The following is an 18,968-nucleotide window of genomic DNA, read 5'->3' as shown; positions in this document are numbered from 1 at the left end:
AAAAGGTTCCCGATTCCGAATCTAAAAACGACTTTCGGCGTAAAATTTCTTCGAATCCTATCCGATCTTACGAAACTCGGATACGGTAACCCCGGTTACTTCTTTAAATACTTTGCAGAAATACGAAGTATCCTGGTAACCCACCTTCTCCGCGACTTCGTATACTTTGAGTCTCGGGTCGGCCAGCAGTTGCTTAGCTTTGTCCATTCGAACGCGGTTCAAATATTCGATCACCCGCATCCCCGTCTCCGCTCGAAAGAGATTGGACAGGTAGTTAGCGCTGAAATTCAATTCATGCGATAACTTTGCCAACGAGAGATCTTCGCGATAGCGGGCATCGATCAAAGCAATAGCAAGTTGAATTTCTTTGCGGTAGACCTTCTTAGAACGATTCGTCTCGAATACCGTTCTGCAATACGCCAATACCTGCTCATGCAACCGCTCGACGGAATCCAATCTTTCAAGCGCCCGGATGACCGTGCCATGCCAATCTCCGGGCACTGCACTCCGGATGTTACGCGCTTCGGCTTGAACGCCAAGCAGCGCGAACACGTTAAACAGCAATTGCCTCATGGCCTGTTTGGGCAGCCGAATCGTTCTAACGTGACGGAACAAAGCTTCCAATGCCGATTCTACGGCTTCAAAGTTTCCTTCCTTAAGCGCCGACATCCAATGATGTAAATAAGCAGGATCGAGATCGATCGCCGCTTGTTTCGCTTTATCTACCGCATAAATCCGGTTCCAGCCCTCGTACGCGGTTTGGTACAACGCCGCTTCGGTCTGTTCCAAGCGCATCTTCAACTCCGATAACTCCACGCTAATCCCGTTGATTCCTACGGAAAGAGATCGATGGATGAGGTTACCGGCGGCTATCAATCCGCTAGCCAATTCGCCGGCTGCATCCCCTATGTCCTTCTCGTTCCGGCCCCCACGAAAGCTTAGCAGGATAACGTATTTGCCGGGCGATAACGCAACGGTCAACGCTTTAACGTTACCTGACTGATCAAGCAACCAATGCTGGACTCCGGTTTCTATCCTTTTCTTGGCATGCTCTTCGTTATCTCCGATGTCGGCATCGAATTCCGGCAAGCATACGACTAACATGACGTTGTAAGAACTCTCTCGCATAGAGAAACCGCGTTCTGCCGCTTTTCGGTCGATATCGTCCTTATTCGTCAGTTCCCCGAGCATAATCCGTTTCATGAACATCGATTCCGCTTCCATCCGATCGGCCTCTTGGCGCTCATGCGCGCTTCTGTTCCGCTCCAGCCTTTCCCTCACCTGCCCGAGCATCCGAAGCAACGACTCCGGTTCTAGATCGTGCTTGAGCAAATAATCCTGGGCGCCCAGCTTCAGCGAATCCTTAACGAACCTGAAGTCGTCGAACGAGCTTAGCATGACGACAATGGTATCCGGCGTCTTGCTCTTAACCGCTTGAATGAGATCGATGCCGTCCATCTCCGGCATGCTGACATCCGTTAATATCAGGTCGAATCGTTCGGTTTCCATATATTGCAACGCTTGTTTGCCGTTAATCGCTTCGGCGGCCAGATCGAACCCGTTCGCCGGCCAATCGATGATGGTTTTGACCGCATAACGGTAGATGGCATTGTCCTCCACGATCATCGCTTTATACGACATCGCGTTTCACCTCTTCCTGACGGTTAGAGTAAGGAATATGAATCATCGCTTTCGTACCCGCGCCTTTGGCCGTCTCGAACGATAGACCGTACCTGTCTCCGTAGAAGGATTGTATGCGTTCATGCACGTTGCGCACGCCTATGCTATTCAGACCGGGATAACGCTTCTCGCGATCCGATGTCAGTAGTTCCGACACCTGAGCGGGATCCATGCCGATACCGTTGTCTTCAACGACGATTCGCATGATTCCTTTCTCCGCCGATGCCAGAATACGGATGAGCCCCGTTTCCTTGGACATCTCCAGCCCGTGCATGATCGCGTTCTCCACGAGAGGCTGCACGATAAATCTCGGAACGAATCCGTCCATCGCGTTCGGATCGGCTTCGTATTCCACCTCGAATGCGTCGCCGTATCCGATTTTCTGAATATGAATGTACTTGCGAACGTCATCCATTTCCTCCGAGAACCTATGGAATTCCCCGGCGCCGCGAATCGAAGATTTCAGCAGGCCCGTCAACGCGCTTATCATTCTTTCGATCTCGCTCTGCCCCCGGCTATGGGAAAACCAACGAATCGTGCCTAACGTGTTATACAGAAAATGAGGATTGATCTGGGCCAGAAGCACCGAATATTCCGCTTGCTGCTTGGCGAGTCTTTCGTCGGAGACGTTCGTGATCAACTCGTTGATCCGGGAAACCATCATGTTAAACCGAACGGCCAGCATCCCGATTTCGTCGCGCCCCCGCGGAACGGCCTTCACGTTAAAGTCCCCGTCTTCCACCCGCCTCATCGTTCTCTCGAGCAGCTTAATATCCCGGGTCGTACCAACGGAGAACCAGAAGGCCACGATAACGGCTATGAAAATGAATAGGATACACACGGCGATAATGATCGTTTCCAGCACGCGAGTACCGGCAAGCAATCGGTTTAGCGGGATAAAACACAATATATTCCACCCCGTATCGACCGATTGGTATTGGGTCAACAACGCCTTTTCCCCATTTACGCGCATAACCCGTTCTACCCCGGAGGCAGGTCTTTCCCCGATATTCGCAACGAGCTCCCGCACTTCTTGGGCCGATTGCCCCGACCCGATTTTCCCGGCGATCAGAGGATCGCCTTGCCCGCTCAGAATAACCAAGTTATCGGTATGGATAATGGAGCCGTCGGAAAGCAGCTTCATGAAATAGTCCCGGTCGAGATGAAATACGATGATCCCGAAATCGTTATTCACCTGATTGATATCGATATAGGATCGAGTCAGGGCAACTTCGTCCGTTCCCCTTAGCGATGCCGACCAGACGATTCCTTTGTCCGCCGCATCGAGTTTCGCCGCCGCACGGTCCGCGATCTGCCTCGCTACCGTCGTATTCATCCCTCTTTGCGCGGCAGAAGGGCGTTCCCACCAGAACAACCGTCCGTTGTTGTTCCGAATCGTGATGGCGTTCAGGTACGGATTGTTGCTGCCGTACTGGAATAGCAGATTCGACACCCTCGTGTATGCCGATGGATAATTGGAATCCGTCAGTGCTCCGGTGCGTTCCGATATGATTTGCGACAGCGGCTTGTCGTTCAGCAAGAACACGGTCGCATTCACGAACTCTTCGACCCTGTTGTCCACGTTCTTGGAAAACTGGTCGATTACGTTAAGCGAAAGCTCTCTCGTGTTGGCTTCGATATAGTGCCGGGAAGCGAGAGTCGCCACGCTGCCGATTGCCAACGCTAGGAGCAAAATAATAAAAATATTGGATAAGAGAATTTTAGTGCGGATCCGAAAATCTTTCATTCGCCTCATCAAATGAAACCGTTCCGGTATACGCATAGCTCCGCCCCTCTCTTCCATCGTCACTTCTTCAAAGGACGAACGCGGTTGAAGGCCTCGTCCAACGCCCGAATGCATTTGTCCACGTCATGCTCCGGGTCGTAGAGAAACAAAGTTAACTCGTTCTGATAAGCGACGAGAAGCTCCTGGTTGACGATCTCCGGATAGAAGATCGAATAATCGAACGTCTTGCCCGGCTTTAAGTAGCGTTGATCCAATTCTACGTATGCAGGATCGAAGTCGATGGGAGAATCGGCCATTATGGATATCCCTTTCTTCTTATCTTGGTAGACCGCCGCCATCTCCGGGGTCGAGAAAAACTTCGCTACCTCCAAGGCGATATCGGAATGTCGCGATTTCGGATTCAACACGATTCCGCCGGTCGACTTCATCGCGAATTTGGCGTCCGTCGGATCTTCGGAAGGCGGAAAAGCGAATAAACCGATCTCCGCATCCGGGTTGTAAGAACGTACTCCGTCTATCGTCCAAGTACCGTTCAGGATCATCGCGGCTTGACCGGATGCAAGCATGCCTAGCGCATCGGTCCACCCCGTGCTAAACGGATCGTCTCCCACATACGCAAACCTCTCCGCTAGCCGCCTCAACACTCCTTTGAGACCGCCTCTATCATCGGCGTAAGATGATCTTCCCGCTTCGATATCCTGAATCCAAGTCGGATCCTGTACGCCGCTTGCTACGACATCCGGCTGAATGTCCGCCGTTAACGTCCATATATCTTTGTAACCTGCCGCAATCGGCTGAATTCCCGCTTGTTGCAGTTTTCTGCATACGGCAATGAATTCGCTCCAAGTTTCGGGAACGTTGCGGATGTTCGCTTTGGCGAACGCCCTTTTGTTGTAGAACACGCCGATTCCGTTTCGGTCTAAAGGCAAAGCCCATATTTTGCCGTCCCGCGTTCGAACGCCTCTTAAATCTTCCTTATTCAATCCCTCGACTAACGGTTTTCCCGTCAGATCCATAGCATAACCGGCTTCTATGAATTCTTGCTGCGCCTGAATGCTGTCGACCATATAGATATCCGGCATTCTCTCTACCGCGGCCAGATTATGAAGCGCGCTCATATAGGTATTGCCATCCGTGGCAATAATCTCGAACGTTACGTTAGGATGCGACTCCGTAAATCGTCTCGTTCCGATTTCCAGCCATTTCCGGGCGCCCTCTTCGCGAAAATGGTGATACCACACTAACTTGACCGGCGTTTCGCGGACTTGAGCTTGATCGGGAGTACCGCGTCCGTCCAGCTGATCCGCCACCCAACCGCAACCCGCGATTCCGATCGCCATGGAACCTATCGCACAGACGCACAGTAGCTTCCGGATTCGGTCTCTCATGTCCTCCACCACCCATGCCCTCAAATTGAAGCGCTTACATTAATTATATCATATTGCGTTCCTTGCTTCAGCGGAAGCGCAAACTGCCGCCCCCGATGGAGACAGCAGTTTGCGGCGCCTCGCGCCAATCCCGTCCGATTATCCTTCGATCAGCTTCTTATAAGCATCCAGTTGCTTCTGGAGTTCCGCCATGATTTTGTCGTAACCGGCGGCCTTCAGCTTGGCGCGGAAAGCCTCGACGGCTTTGACCGGATCTCCGGCTTTGCCGTAAGTGATCGCCGGCCCCATCTCTCCGGTCACCTGGGAAATAGCCGCGAACTCGGCTTCGATCGGCGTTTTATCAAAGACGAACTGACCGTACGCGTACGTTTTCTTGATTTTGTCGTACTCGGCATACAAGGTCTCTTCCACTTGATCCCATGTCGTATCGCTCGGGATTTCCAGCTTATCCACGCGCCCGCCCCAGAAGTCGGAGTAAAACTCGTGCTGCTTCGGATCATAGCTGGCCGGACGAACCCGCTTGCCGTCCTTGATCTCGTATTGAACGCCTTCTATTCCATAGTTGAGCAGACGGTATACCTTCTCGTCGTTGCGGATGAGATCGTACGCCATAAGCGCCCGTTCGGGGTTCTTGCTATGAGCGCCCAGCGACGTGCCGCCGTGCGTAATCGATAGCTCGGGCAAGTTGCCGCTCGTTCTGGAGAACGGATACATCTGCAGCTCCGATCCCGGTTGTTCGCGATCCATATCTACGCGTAAAGTTGCGAACGTCTGGGTATGATGCTGATCGACGCCGGTTAATCCGCCTTTCAGCAACGTACGCGTGTCTCCCTTGTAATTCAATACGTCCTCGCGCCAGAACCCTTTATCCGCCCAGCTTTTCATTTTCGCGGCGAAGTTGATCATCGTGTCTTCGAATACCGGACTCACGACCGTATATTTCTCGTCTTCGCTTTTCGAAGCGAACACCGGCAAATACCCCGTGGAGAGCGGTAGCTCCAAATTTCCCGTATAAGATTGGACCCAACCGCCGAACGTGCTCGTTCCGCCTTGAGAATCCCAAGGAATAACGCCTTGCTTGTTGTCCTTCACGAACTGCATGTATTTCTCCATTCCATCCCAATCCTTGATCGGATCGGTTATGCCTGCCTCCTTCGCCCAGTCCCCTCGATAGAAGAAGCCATGGTTGACCCATTGGGTATAAGCGTCCTCCGGAATGAGAACGATTTTACCGTCGTATTTGCTCTGGGCCCAATTTTCCGGCGGGATAGACTCCCAGGTTTGCGGCGCGTACTTCGGCAGCAGATCGTCAAGGTTTTTGAAGGCGCCCCGCTGCGCGTTCCCCCAAGTATCGAGCCAGTCGGTCCCGATCGTAATCAAGTCTATCGCTTCCCCGGAGGCTAGCAGGAGGTTGTATTTCGTCTGCCAATCGGCCCACTCTACCCATTTCCATTCCAGCTCCGCGTTGATCTTCTCCTTCATGATCTTGTTGACTTCTTTCAGCGCCGCGTCGAATTGTCCGTTCTTCGGTTTATCTCCGAGAATGACGTAGCTGATCTTCACGAATTCGGAAGTATCGATGGCTCCGGCTTCGGCCGAAGGCTTCTTGCTCTCCGAATTAGCCGCATTGCCGCCGACGTTAGCCTTCTTGTTCCCTGAACATGCCGCAAGACCGATAACGAGCACCATCGCGAGCAGCAGAACGGAAATCCTCTTGAATTTCTTCATACGCAATACCCTCCCCAATCGAATAAAATGGATGGACGACTATGTGAGAAGACCGGAGTTCGGTCATTAACACCGCATCTGCGCGGTTCAGCCTTTAACGGCACCGACCGTAATGCCTTTAATAAAGTATCTTTGGACGAACGGGTAGAAAAGAATTACCGGTCCCGTAGCTACGACCGCCGTCGCCATCTTCATGGACTCTAATGGCAAATCCCGCAGCTCTACGTTCGAAGCGGCCGAGGAACTCCTAATGAAATCGGCGCTCGTAATGACCGTATACAGGAACAGTTGCAACGGGCGGTATTGCATATCCGGCGATAGGAACAGCATGGAATGGTACCATTCGTTCCAATAACCGATCGCGATGAACAATCCGATCGTCGCGAGCGCGGGAGTCGTCATCGGTAGAATCAGGCGAATGAAAATTCTAAAGTCTCCCGCTCCGTCGATCTTGGCGGATTCCGTTATCGCGTGGGGAATGGAGCGAACGAAGCTTTTCATCATAATGATCAAGAACGGAGTCATCAGCCCCGGCAGCAAGACGGCCAAGTAGTTATCTTTAAGATTCAAATATTGAGTGATTAGTAAGTAGAACGGAACTAGCCCTCCGGAAAATAACGTGGTGAAATAGATAATGAACGATATCCCGTTGCGATATTGAAAGTCGGGGCGTTGCAACGCGTAACCCGTCATCGCTACGAGGAACAAGCCTGCCGCCGTTCCGACGATCGTAATTCCGAACGTGACCCAGTAAGCTCCGATGATCAGATCAGGGTTCTCGAACACGATTTTATAGGCGAACGTGCTGAAATCGCGCGGCCAGAAATTGAAGCCGTTTCTAGCGATCGAGCTTTCCGACGTAAGCGATGTGCCTACGACGAGCAGGAACGGCAATAGACAGATGAGGCCGAATACCCCGATGAACGCATAGCCGAATCCCCTAACGAGGTTGGACGAAACATCCGAGCGAATTTTCGTGCGCGTCGTTCCCATGCTCTCTTCTCCTTTCCGTACCCAAGATGGATGATAAGCGCGTGTTCAAAAAGTCAGGTTTTTAGAACAATGAATTATCGGGGGATACCTTCCTGACCATCCAATTGGCGCTGATGACGACGAAGAAACCGAATACGGACTGGTACAAGCTGACGGCGCTGCCCATCGAGAAGTTAAAATTGTTCATCAGCGAACGGAATACGTACGTTTCGATAATGTCCGTAGTCGCGTAGAGCGCCGTATTGTTAGCGCCCACCAAGTTGTAGAAGAGACCGAAGTTCCCCCGAAGCACGCTGCCGAGAGAAAACAGAAGCAGGATGATGAACGTCGGCTTAAGCCACGGCAGTACGATGTAACGAATGCGTTGCAAGGCGTTCGCTCCATCGATTTCCGCCGCTTCCACGATCTCCGAGTCGAGCCCCATGATCGCCGCGAAATAGATGATGGAACCATAACCCGTCGACTGCCATAAATAGGTGAGCAAGATGATGAACGGCCAGATGTGCGGGTTGGAATACGTTTTGACCGGATCAAGCCCCGTCGATTTGAGAATCCCGTTCAGCAGCCCGTAATCATAACTGAGAATGTTATAGGCGATTAACCCGATCAAGACGAACGAGATGAAGTAAGGCAGAAACATCAGCGTCTGGGTTAATTTCTTGAACCATTTTCTGCGCAGCTCGTTAAGCAAGATCGCCACGATAACCTGCAAAGCGTTGCCGATGAGAATAAAAGCGAGATTGTAAGCGATCGTGTTATAAGTAAGCCTCCATAAATCTCCGGTCATGACGAGAAAGCGGAAATTGTCCCATTGCACGAACGGGCTCTTGAAGATTCCGTCGGTGTAGTTGTACTTAATGAAAGCAAGATACAGGCCGGGCATCGGCAAGTAAGCGAAAATAAGGAAGAACGCAATGGCGGGCAGGCACATGAGAAGAAGAGTTTTGTTGTTGCGCAGCGCGCGAAGTCGCGATCTCTTGCTCTTCAGTCCGGTATGGACGATTGTATCGGTCGGGGTCGTAGCGCTCATGTTCATTCGGTTTCCTCCATATCTCGGACTTCATCGGATAATCCGGTCATACCGGCAAGAAGCGGAAACTTCGAACAACCGCCTCCTGTCCCTTGTGAACCGCTTCGAGCAAGATCTCCAACCCGTTCGGCGCTTCTTCTTCGAACCATGGTCCCGGCACGTAAAACGAATCCGGGCTTCCGCCTTTCATCGAAGGCTGCTCCTCGCCGCCCGGAAGCCATAGACGCCCGACCAACCGTTTGTTGAAGAAAACCGTCAGTTTAACGTTAGACCCGTCGACCGCCACTCTCCAACCTTGTCCGTCATTGGAGTCGTCCAAAGCCCCGAACAACCAGGACATGCCGCCCGGCGGCAATTCACAGGGGAGCTCAACGGAAGCGCATTGGCCTCGAACCGCCTCCGCATGGGCGAGCAGTTCCTTCTCTCCTGCCGAAGACAGTCGCCAGCCCGTTGCCGATTTCCCTTCCAGAAGCTTGATTTTCCCGGTCGGCAGTCCTAGCGGACGTTCAAGCAGCAACGTTATTTGCTGATCTCGCTCCTCCGGGGAAATCCAAAGGGAAATATCCAAGTAAGGATCGATCGGCGTAACTCTACCCGCTTCCCGGCCATTCACCCACACCGTGACCAACGCTTGCAGCCCGTCGAAGTGAAGCGTCCACGAGCTTGCCGATTCGGATACTTGCAAAGCTCTTCGGTAATATTCGAAAGCATGAATATCGGATGACAGCCATCCTCCGAAGCCGACGATCGGCCATGTTCCGTCCGGATGTTCCGCATCGGACAATCCGGGAACGGGCGCTGATGACGACGCTCGGAATATTCTCCAATTACCGGTCAGATCGTTGATCCGGGTCACCGTTACGAGATCGGCAAGTCCCTTCATGGCATGCAGTCGTAGACTTGGCAACCGTACGTCGTCGAAATTGGAGTGACCCCATATTTCCACGCGGGCGGCAACATGGCGGACTTGTCTCGGATCCGGAAAAGAAACGTATCGGCTCGCGCCGCCTGGAGCGATGGTTCCGACGTACTCCTCGTCCGCGTAGAGGGAAATCACATCGCTCCCTTGCCGGATCAGAATACCTTGGACCATAGGATCGTCCGCTTCGGCCTCGTACCAAGCGAAGCCGCGATAGATGCCTTGAGTCTCCAATAACTCGGCTCGCGGAAGAGAAATAGAGCATTCCTGCGTCAACGGAACGTGAGGCTTCAATGCCTTTGCAGACCAAGCCACGGGAAGGTCGTTCCTTGGTGCGGTCTTCGCGACTTTCGAATGCTCGTATCGAATTCGCCAGCCGCTCTCTTCCGACTCTATCGAATCGACGAGCAGCGCTTTTGCCCGATCCATTCCCGCGATGAAAAGCGAGGTGCCGTCGGATAAGCGGATGCTGCATCTGCTTTCCCCTTCGGGCCCGAAAATAAACTTCACTAGACCGTCATCATCCCGAACCGCCATGCCGGCCGACTCTATCGATTGCACCTCCGAATGAAAACGGAAAAGGACTTCGCCGTGCGCCTCCGCATGGAATACGAGCATCGTGCTGCTTGCCCCTTGAACGGAATCCGTCATCTCCGCGCTGGAACTTACGATCTCCCCTTCGATCCCCCACCTTTGCAGCGGAACGTTTTCAGGGCATATCGGGCAATAGCCTTGCTCTAGATCCGTAAGGAAGACAAGCGCTCCTCCTCCGGCTAAATTCAGTCGATAGGGAGCGGCTGCCGTTAACGCATGACGGTCCTCCGGGATAGCCTCGGTTAACGAGTCGCCGTAAACATTCATAATTCTGCGGAGCAATTTTCCCTCGTAAGCTTCTTCCCGGACATGCCCTTCAGGAGAGATCATCCCTCCGAAATCGTAATCCGAGGTCATGAAGGCAAGCGGCTCGCCCCAATTGTTGATCGCGTTCGTAAAGCCGAAGTCCGTCCCGGATACCTGCAAATAAGGGCCAAGCAGCTTCGCTCCGCAGGACATCAATCTCCGGAGCAGAAAGTGGCTGCGGTTCGTTTCCGTAACGAGCAGAGGAAAGCCTCGCTCCCCCAACTCGCGCTTATAGGCCAGCACTTTCGCTTCGAATTCCGGGTCGCGATCGTTCGGATAGAAATTACAAGCCGGTACGAGCCCCTCCGCGTAACCGGTCGCTCCGAATAATCCGCCTTGTCCCGCGCAGGCGATCAAAGGAACCGTCAATCCGCGAATGTTAGCCATGTCTCTTAAGACGGAGAGATACCCGCGCGGATCGGAGCAGCCATAGAAATCCAGTTCGTTCTCGAGCTGTACGGCGATGATGTTGCCCCCGTTATCGATCTGATAATCTCTCAGAATCGGCATAATCCGGTCAAACCATCGCGATACGTACCGCAGGAAAACAGGATCGTTATCTCGTAGCTTCATCGCTTCTCCGGCAAGCAGATAGGCGGGCAAAGCTCCGCCGTCCCATTCCGAACAAATGTACGGGCCCGGCCTGGCCACGACCCATAATCCGATTTCCTTAGCCGTTCTCAAGAAAGCCTCGACATCCCGTTCGCCTTCGAAGCTCCATTCGCCCTCCGCGGACTCGTGATAATTCCACGGAAAATAGACGTCTATCGCGTTATAACCGAATGCTTTTACCCGTTCCATCCGTTCCTTCCATAACGCTCTCGGAATTCGGAAGTAAAATAAGGATGCGCACAGGATAAGCTCGCTTTTGCCGTTCACGATAAAGCGGTCAGGCTCCAATCGAACCGAGTTGTCCGCAATGCTTACGTCATTCAATTCTTTGTCCTCCCTTCCGCTCACCCGCAATGAAAGCGGTTACTTAAAAGTGTAAGGGAAGCCGCTTCTTATATCATTCAAGAAAACTTCGATATGTTGTAGAAAACACCGAACCTTGCCGCCGTTAGGAGGGACGGAGATCCGTAGTCCTTTTCTCGTTCGCCCGGCATATGATTTTTCTACGATTTATTGGGAATATGAACGAAAAAACGGCTTCGCCGTCCCAAAAGTTCTCCCAGGGTGCACAGATCGTTTTTGCTAAACCTTGTTTCTATCCACCGCTATTTTCGACTCCCTGAGTAAACTGCACATACCTGCTCAACCCCATAGCGGATTGGATACAGGGCAATCGCATTTGGAATGATTTAGTATTGTAGGCTCAATACGCTAGCTTATTTTTTTAACGGAACCTACGGTCGTTATTCTGCTCAAAAAGGGACTTTTCAAAATCTAACGGATGTGGGCGCTCTTATTTGTGTGTTTTCCAGTGAAATCATGCCTATTGCGCGTAAATAGAGGCTGCTGGCTCCGTTAGAATTCCGAAACACTTCTTTTCTACGAAATAGCGGCTGTGGCCGCCGTTAGAAAATAATGCTCGATTGTTGTTTGCTATGTGATCGTTGCTCAGGAACCCACGATTCTTGATCGAGTTTCATTTCCTATACATCGCAAAAAGCCGTACATCCCGATAAGATGTACAGCTTTCAGCGGTGTATGCCGATCCGCTATCTAGTCTTTAACCGCTCCCGATGTGATCCCGTTTATGATGAACTTCCTAGCTAATAAGAATAGGACTACGGCAGGCATTCCGAGCACCACGAGCGCCGCGTTGAATTTGCCGAGGTCTGCCGGCGTAAAACCGAACAAGCCTTTCAACGTATTGACGGCTACCGTGGCGGTAAGCAGCGACTTGTCGGTAAGGAACATCAGCGGCAGCAGAAAATCCTGCAACGACCACATCGTCGATAATACGGCCAAGTTAATGAGCGCGGGTACGGATAACGGCAAGTAGACGCGGTAGAACACCTGCAGCTTGCTGGCGCCGTCGATATTCGCCGCCTCCATCAGCTCGTGCGGCAGGTTGTCGTAATAATTGCGCAGCATCAGTATCGCGAAAGGCAACGTAAGCACAACCTCGCCAAGGATCACCGCCCCCAACGTATTGTACAGATGCAACTCGGTTAGTATTTTGTAGAACGGGATAATGATGACCACCCCGGGCACCGCCAAGCACATCAGGACGACGGAATAGATCACTTCTTTGCCGAAAAACTTAAACTTGGAAAACGCATATGCCCCAAGAGAAGCGACGAGCAAAATGATGGCCGTGTCTCCGATCGCGATTAGCCCGGAATTGACGAACGTTCGGGATAACGATATCCCGTTAATGTCATGCTTGAACAAATCGACGTAATTTTGCAGCCCGTTCACTTTCAAAGAATTGCGAATAGCCGTATAGAACGGAAATAACCACGCCAGCGCGAACAAATAAATGAAAGCTTGGACGAACAGCTTTTCCTTCCTCCGGGCCAAGATCTGGTTCATGCCGCTTTCCTCCTCTCTCTCTTAGGCTTGTAAACGAACAGTTGTATGAGGGAGATTCCGAATGCGATCAATAAGACAACGACGGACGCTGCGCTAACGAAACCGATGTTGGACCCTGCCGAACGGGCGAAGCTGTAAATGTACACGCTCGTATTTTCCGTCGTTCCAGCGGGTCCGCCCTGCGTAAGGAGAAATACTCTCTCGAATTCGCGAAAGCTGCCCAAAATCGTCGATAGGATGATCGTCTTATGCGCGTTCTTCAGCAATGGGAACAGGATGTTCCACAGGATTCGCGGCATGCTTGCGCCATCGATGACCGCCGCTTCAAGCAAGCTCGGATTAACCGTCGTCAGATCCGCGTTGTAATACATCATAGGAAGACCGATGAGAAAGATAGAGATGGAAATGACCGATACGAAAGCCAACTGGGGATCCGATAACCAACGCTGTGCCAGAAAATCCAGTCCGATGCTGCTCAAAGCTTGATTCAGCGTGCCGAACCGGTATTCCAGCATCATCGAGAATACCATGGCGATCAAAGCTAGCGGCATGAAGGAAGGGATGAAGAACAGGGCGCCGATGAACCGGGAGCCCTTGAACTTGAAATTCAAGAATACCGCGGTAATGAATCCGACCGTAATGCTGATCAATATGGCAGCCGCCGAGAACGCTAGCGTGTTGACGATCGAGAATAGAAAACGATTGTCGCCTAACACCTGGCGGTAATTGTCGAGTCCGATATATTCGGCGTTGCGGAAGGAAATATCCTCATAGAAGAAGCTCGTTTTGATAAGGAACAAGAAGCTGTAAGCCAAAAACACGGCAAAAATAATAAGCAGTGGCGCGATAAACAAATACCCTGCGGCTTGCTCCTTCCACTTCGTTCGCATGCGTTCACTCTCCCGTAAGGCCAACTTGTCCGTAAGTCCCTCCGCGATAGCGCCTGCATGGGGCAAGCGCTCTCGCGAAGAGGAGTTTATTCGATTTAGTTCGGATATTTGCCGGTTTCGTACTCTTTTTGAATGTCTTTCGCGATATCGGCAGGTACCGAGTTTTTCAGAATCATCTTCTGCAACTGCGCTCCGACAACGTCGGAGAACGGGGAATTGTTATTGCGATCCGCCGTTGGATTGCCCACCAGCTCTACGAGCAACTTGAAGGAATCCTGCGCCGCGGGCGTCGTGAGCAACGATGCATCCGGAGTGAAGCCGATTTTGTTCGTCGTGAAATTAAACTGGGAGGACAACATGTCGTTTCCTTCTCCGAACACGAGATACTTGATCCATTCCATTGCTTCCTTCGGATGTTTCGAGGATACCGGAATAGCGAGGCCATTCTCGATGAACGAACGAATCGAAGCTTTGCCGCTTGGATCGATGGACGGAATCGCGATCATACCGACGTCATTGATCGTCACTTGATTATCTTTGCGGTATTGCTCGGACAGCATATTGGCTTCCCAAGTGCCTTGGATGAAGAACGCCGCTTGACCGGAAGTAAAGATGTTCCGGGATGCCGTGTAGTCCAGATCCATGACGTCTTCCTTGGAGAAGATCCCGTCGTCGAACAGCTTCTTGAAGCTTTCCAACGCTTTTACGTAATCAGGGCCGTCAAGTTTTCCGCCTTTGTTGTAACGCCATTGGTTATAGAGATCAGACTGTTGTCCGAGAATCGTCAAGAGCACTTCGTCTAATATCCATGCGTCCTTACCGCCAACGGCTACGGTCAGGATGTCTTTCTTCTTCTCGCGAACGGCTTGGGTAATCGCCTTCAGTTCGTCGTATGACTTAGGTGCAGCAAAGCCGAGCTCGTCGAGAATATCTTTGTTGTAATACATCACCATCGAACCGTGAGAGCCCATCGCCAGGAACTTTAAGCCGTCCGCTTGGGATTTGATTTGCTCCACGCTGTTCGCGGAGATCACCGATTGCCAATCGGGCTGAGCCTCGGCCAACAGTTCGTCCAACGGAAGGAGACTGCCCTGGATTTTACTCGGCATGGCGCCCGTCTGAACGCCGACGACATCCAGATCCTCGCCTCCGTTCGTCAGGGCTAGCGGCATCTTGGTTTGGAAGTCCTTACTTTCCATGACCGTCAGATCGATCTTAATGCCGGGATGGCTTGCTTCGAACTTCTCGATAACCGGCTTATACGCATCTGCGGAAGGATTCCAAGTCCAGAACTTCAACGTTACCGGTTCTGCGTTAGCGGGAGCCGATTCCGAAGATGCCGGCGCGCTGCTCGATTCTTGGGCCGCGGGGCTTGAGTTACCGGAGCCGGAAGACGAGCTTTCCGAGTTGCCGTTATTGCTGCCGCAAGCCGATGCCAATCCGGCTAGCAGCATGCCGACGGTAAGCAGCATAATGATTTTCGCGGGTTGTTTTTTGTTCATGTGCGTATTTCCCCCTGTTTCGAATGAGTGGATGAAGCGGTTACAACACTCATGCTACAGCCCAATCGCTCAAGCGAAAATGGAGGAAGCACATAGATTGATATGGACAAAACACATGAAAAAAAAGGTTCCGCATTTACTCCCCCCGAAGCGCGAATCATTGTCCATGTTATGGCCTAGGTCTCGGATTTCCATGCGATCCCGATCCCGAACCATGCCTAGGTTTGGAGGCCGTAGTGAAGGTTAGACGGTATTCGCTGGCAAGACCATCGCCTAGCTCGCCTTTAATCGCGGAAGCCGGAAGGGTCAATGTATATGTCGTAGCCGCTTTAAATCCGCTCTTCGGATATACGGACAACGTATTGCCGTTCAATTGAAGGTGTGCCTTCAAGGAATGGCGGCCCGATTTTAACGTGATCAAGTTGAAATTGGCACCTTGCTTCAAAGTTTGATTAAACGTAATCTTAGCGGACGCGTGCCCATAAGGTACGTTCGCGGCTTGATCCGCAGGTTGGCTTGAGATAACGGCAACGGGTTCGACGATCTGCACGGTTACGGTTGCGAGATTAGAAGCTTCATAGCCGTCGTCGACGAAATAAGTAAACGAGTCGGTCCCGCTGGCTCCCGTATTCGGGGTGTAGCTGAACTTGCCGGTTCGGTAATCAATGACGGCCGTGCCTTTAAGACCGTTCTCTTTTACCTTGTAAGATAGCGCATCCCCGTCTTCGTCCATAGCCAGCAATTGACCTATGAAATCTTGATTGATCGCCGTTTGGACCGCCGTGCCGTTAGCGACGGGCTTGCGATTCGATGCGGATACTTTAACTACCTTAAACGCGTCGACAAGCATATAAGCACCGTTTTTCTTCACGAGCTTGATCGTATGCGTTCCGTCAGGAGACAAGCCTTGTTTGGCAAACACGACTTGGTTGGTCATTCGCGTCGGGGAATACGTATTCACGGTACCTTGGCTTACTCCGTCTACGTAAACTTCGATTTCCCCCTGATTGGAAGCCGTCTCGGTAATGAATTGGATCTCCGATCCGCTAAACGTAAATTCCGCGCTATCCCCGTTCGTCATCGAATAGTGCACGTCCGTGCGGTATGTATCTCCGCTCCTGCCGGTGCTTACGTCCCAATTGCCCGTGTAAGCGATGAACGGGTCCGAATCATTGTACATGCCGCGTTGCTCTGACGGATCATCCGTGCCGATAATGCCGTATTTGGCCGCGTTCTTGACGTAGATCATCGACTGGACGGAATTCGGGTTCATCGAGCCGTCTTCGTACATCATCATGTTGTAGCTCAAAACCTGATGATCTTGCATCGCCGTGACGATTCGGGAAACGGCATCGCCGGCGGAGACGGAAGGGACGATAGGCTGGTTAGGCAGATGGATGCCCCAGTCGTTCTCCATATTAAACGCTACGTGGGCCTGCAACCCCTTATATCTGCCATCGATCATGATCCCGTTGTCGTTGTTCGGAAGCGGCATATACCACTCGGCGGACACGTAATCCTGGAAGTCCGTACCTCTCGGTCCTTGCCAATTGTTGTAGGTAATTAATCGATCGGGGTTGCCTGCTTTCGCCGCAGCTCCCAGTTCCTCATAGTCGGCAGGGTAGTATATACAGTCGTCATCGATATACCAACCTGCTAATTTGGTACCGTAGCGGTTGCCGACCTCGGTCATGATTTGTTTCCAATGGGTCAGAAACTTCGTTTTATCGTCCATCGATACCCAGGTTTCGTCCCACCAAGGCTTTGTTTCGCTTCCCGTGTGATAGTAGAGCATCAATTTAATGCCTCTTTCGTTCAAGGCATCCGCGAGTTCTCCGATCAAATCCCGTTGGGAAGTGTGTCCGGGGAGGATATCGTCGACCGCCTGAATCGGAGCAGGGAAGTAATAGCTCCACCAGGTTACCGACCAAATCACGTAACCTGCGCCCATGACCGACATCTGATCGGCGAATGCGTCTACGTCGAATTCGTCGATCTGCCGCGGCCAAGGCTTTTTGGCGCCGGATTGCGGATAACCCCATTCGCCCCACTGGAAGAACACCCCGTATTTCGCGTCCCTAAACCATTGCGTATCCGAACGGAAATCGGCAATCCGTTGTTCCATCGCAGGCCATTCGGCCGCTGGAATCAGCTCGAGCGATTTGAGCTCGTTATGATTCGGATTCGAAGCCGTCACCAGAATTTCGCTTAGTCCGGCGGGAAGCAATAGCGTTCCCGGAGCTCTAATCTTATCCCAGTCTCCGGAACCCGCGAACTGGACGTTGCCGTACGTGACGCTCGTCACCGTGATGGTCGAATTCGTCGGCGCTTTAATTAAAGCATCGACTACATATTCGCCCGCGACGGGAACGTTTACCGTCCATTTGAAGTAATCCGCGGGGGAATTCCAATTCGTTACCCAGAACCGCTTTTCGTTCACATGGCTGGGATCGACGAATTGTCCGAGAGAGGCGGAACGATCTGCCCGATCCGCCATCAAGTAAGTGATTTTGCCGTTGACCGGAATGGCCTCTAATTGTTGAATGGCTATTTTAGCGTCCGTCAGCCTCGAGATGTCGCCGACTAATGCCTTTTGAGCTTCCGTCAAGGCGTTATAGCTATTTTCGGCCGCCTGAACGGCCTGTTTATCCGCCAACGTTACCGAAGCTTTGTCGGGCAACGCGTCGATCTTCGCTTTTACGAGATCGGCAATCTGTTGATCCGTGAGCGTACCGTTCTCGTACTTGATAAAAGCATCGACCTGCAGGTAAGAACCGCTCGTCTTAACCAATCTAATCGTATGCTGTCCCATGGTTAGATTTTTGTTGCTGTAGAGAATCTGCTGGGATAAATAATTCGAGGATCTGCCCCCGGCGTCCGCAATGCCTTGCGACACTCCGTCGATAAGGACGTCGAACTTCCCGTAACCGGCATCGTTGCTTGCCGGCGCGACGACTTCGATTCCCGTACCGACAAACGTATATTCTACGGAATCTCCGTTAGCGGACGTATAGTGTACATCATTCTGGTAATCCCCCGCCCCTCGGTTGGAGGAATAGCCCCATCCGCCGTTATAAGCGATCGATGGATCCGTATCGTTGAGATAAATCCCAGCGGTTGATGCCAAGGCGTTGCCGGCCCCGATCCCGGTGAAGTTGAACATACCGAATAATAGCGTAAAGACTAGCGAAAGCACGATCGATTTCTTTTTGTTATAAGAAGACATCTGTACCCACCATCCATTAGATTATTTTGGAATGCCCTTCCGTTTCGTCCGGAAAATTCAGCAATTTCTTTCCTTATCACCTTCTGCTCTTCTCTTGTTTAGCCTTCGACAAGTTAATGAAAGCGGTTGCATTTTGGGGCTGATCTCATTCTCTCGTAATTGCATAACTAACAGAATGGATAAACCATAGAACTTCGAATAGACAATCCACAGAAATCGCCGTCTTATAGTAGCAAAATAACTGAAATATCGTTACTGCTTTGGTCCACTTCTTTTAAGAAGCAGTCCTTGGCACATCTTGGCTTACTTCGGCAATGTTCGCAATCCAGCCTCACACTAAGTAACATTCTCCGTGGATCGTTAGCCACCCTTCGGAGGGTGTAAGTTACTCTCAGTTCGTTTCGCAGTTCGTTAGCCGAAATTTGGCAGTTGTAAGGTACTCTCAGTGCGCTTCCCGGATCGGCAGCCAACCTTTGGCGGAGAT

11 protein-coding genes are annotated in these 18,968 nt (G+C 51.8%); all 11 read right to left on the bottom strand.

What is annotated here, in order from left to right:
* Positions 1-57: 57 nt before the first annotated feature.
* Positions 58-1,641, bottom strand: a complete 1,584-nt coding sequence (locus HH215_RS29880; RefSeq protein ID WP_169283215.1) for a response regulator transcription factor — start codon at positions 1,639-1,641, stop codon at positions 58-60.
* On the bottom strand, positions 1,631-3,463 hold the full coding sequence (locus tag HH215_RS29875) for a sensor histidine kinase (RefSeq protein ID WP_217362252.1): 1,833 nt from the start codon (positions 3,461-3,463) through the stop codon (positions 1,631-1,633). The genes HH215_RS29880 and HH215_RS29875 overlap by 11 nt, the downstream gene beginning before the upstream one ends.
* 23 nt (positions 3,464-3,486) lie before the next feature.
* Positions 3,487-4,815 (bottom strand): ABC transporter substrate-binding protein, encoded by a 1,329-nt coding sequence (locus tag HH215_RS29870; protein ID WP_169283213.1) that lies wholly within the window; start codon positions 4,813-4,815, stop codon positions 3,487-3,489.
* Between the two features lie 138 nt (positions 4,816-4,953).
* On the bottom strand, positions 4,954-6,543 hold the full coding sequence (locus HH215_RS29865) for a DUF3502 domain-containing protein (protein ID WP_169283212.1): 1,590 nt from the start codon (positions 6,541-6,543) through the stop codon (positions 4,954-4,956).
* A gap of 87 nt (positions 6,544-6,630) precedes the next feature.
* On the bottom strand, positions 6,631-7,536 hold the full coding sequence (locus HH215_RS29860) for a carbohydrate ABC transporter permease (protein ID WP_169283211.1): 906 nt from the start codon (positions 7,534-7,536) through the stop codon (positions 6,631-6,633).
* Positions 7,537-7,597: 61 nt separating this feature from the next.
* Entirely contained in the window at positions 7,598-8,566 is a 969-nt protein-coding gene (locus HH215_RS29855; RefSeq protein WP_169284646.1) for an ABC transporter permease, read from the bottom strand.
* Positions 8,567-8,612: 46 nt separating this feature from the next.
* On the bottom strand, positions 8,613-11,321 hold the full coding sequence (locus HH215_RS29850) for a beta-galactosidase (RefSeq protein ID WP_169283210.1): 2,709 nt from the start codon (positions 11,319-11,321) through the stop codon (positions 8,613-8,615).
* Positions 11,322-12,050: 729 nt separating this feature from the next.
* Positions 12,051-12,866, bottom strand: a complete 816-nt coding sequence (locus tag HH215_RS29845; protein ID WP_169283209.1) for a carbohydrate ABC transporter permease — start codon at positions 12,864-12,866, stop codon at positions 12,051-12,053.
* Positions 12,863-13,756, bottom strand: a complete 894-nt coding sequence (locus HH215_RS29840; RefSeq protein ID WP_169283208.1) for a carbohydrate ABC transporter permease — start codon at positions 13,754-13,756, stop codon at positions 12,863-12,865. Before HH215_RS29840 ends, HH215_RS29845 begins: the two co-directional genes overlap by 4 nt.
* Positions 13,757-13,851: 95 nt before the next feature.
* Positions 13,852-15,258, bottom strand: coding sequence for an ABC transporter substrate-binding protein (locus HH215_RS29835; protein WP_169283207.1), 1,407 nt, complete (start codon positions 15,256-15,258; stop codon positions 13,852-13,854).
* A 169-nt stretch (positions 15,259-15,427) separates the two neighbouring features.
* A complete protein-coding gene (locus tag HH215_RS29830) occupies positions 15,428-18,484 on the bottom strand; it encodes an Ig-like domain-containing protein (protein ID WP_169283206.1) in 3,057 nt (1,018 codons plus the stop codon).
* Positions 18,485-18,968 lie beyond the last annotated feature (484 nt).

The organism is Cohnella herbarum (assembly GCF_012849095.1).
Lineage (GTDB): Bacteria > Bacillota > Bacilli > Paenibacillales > Paenibacillaceae > Cohnella > Cohnella herbarum.
This window is presented reverse-complemented; position numbering and strand designations above follow the sequence as displayed.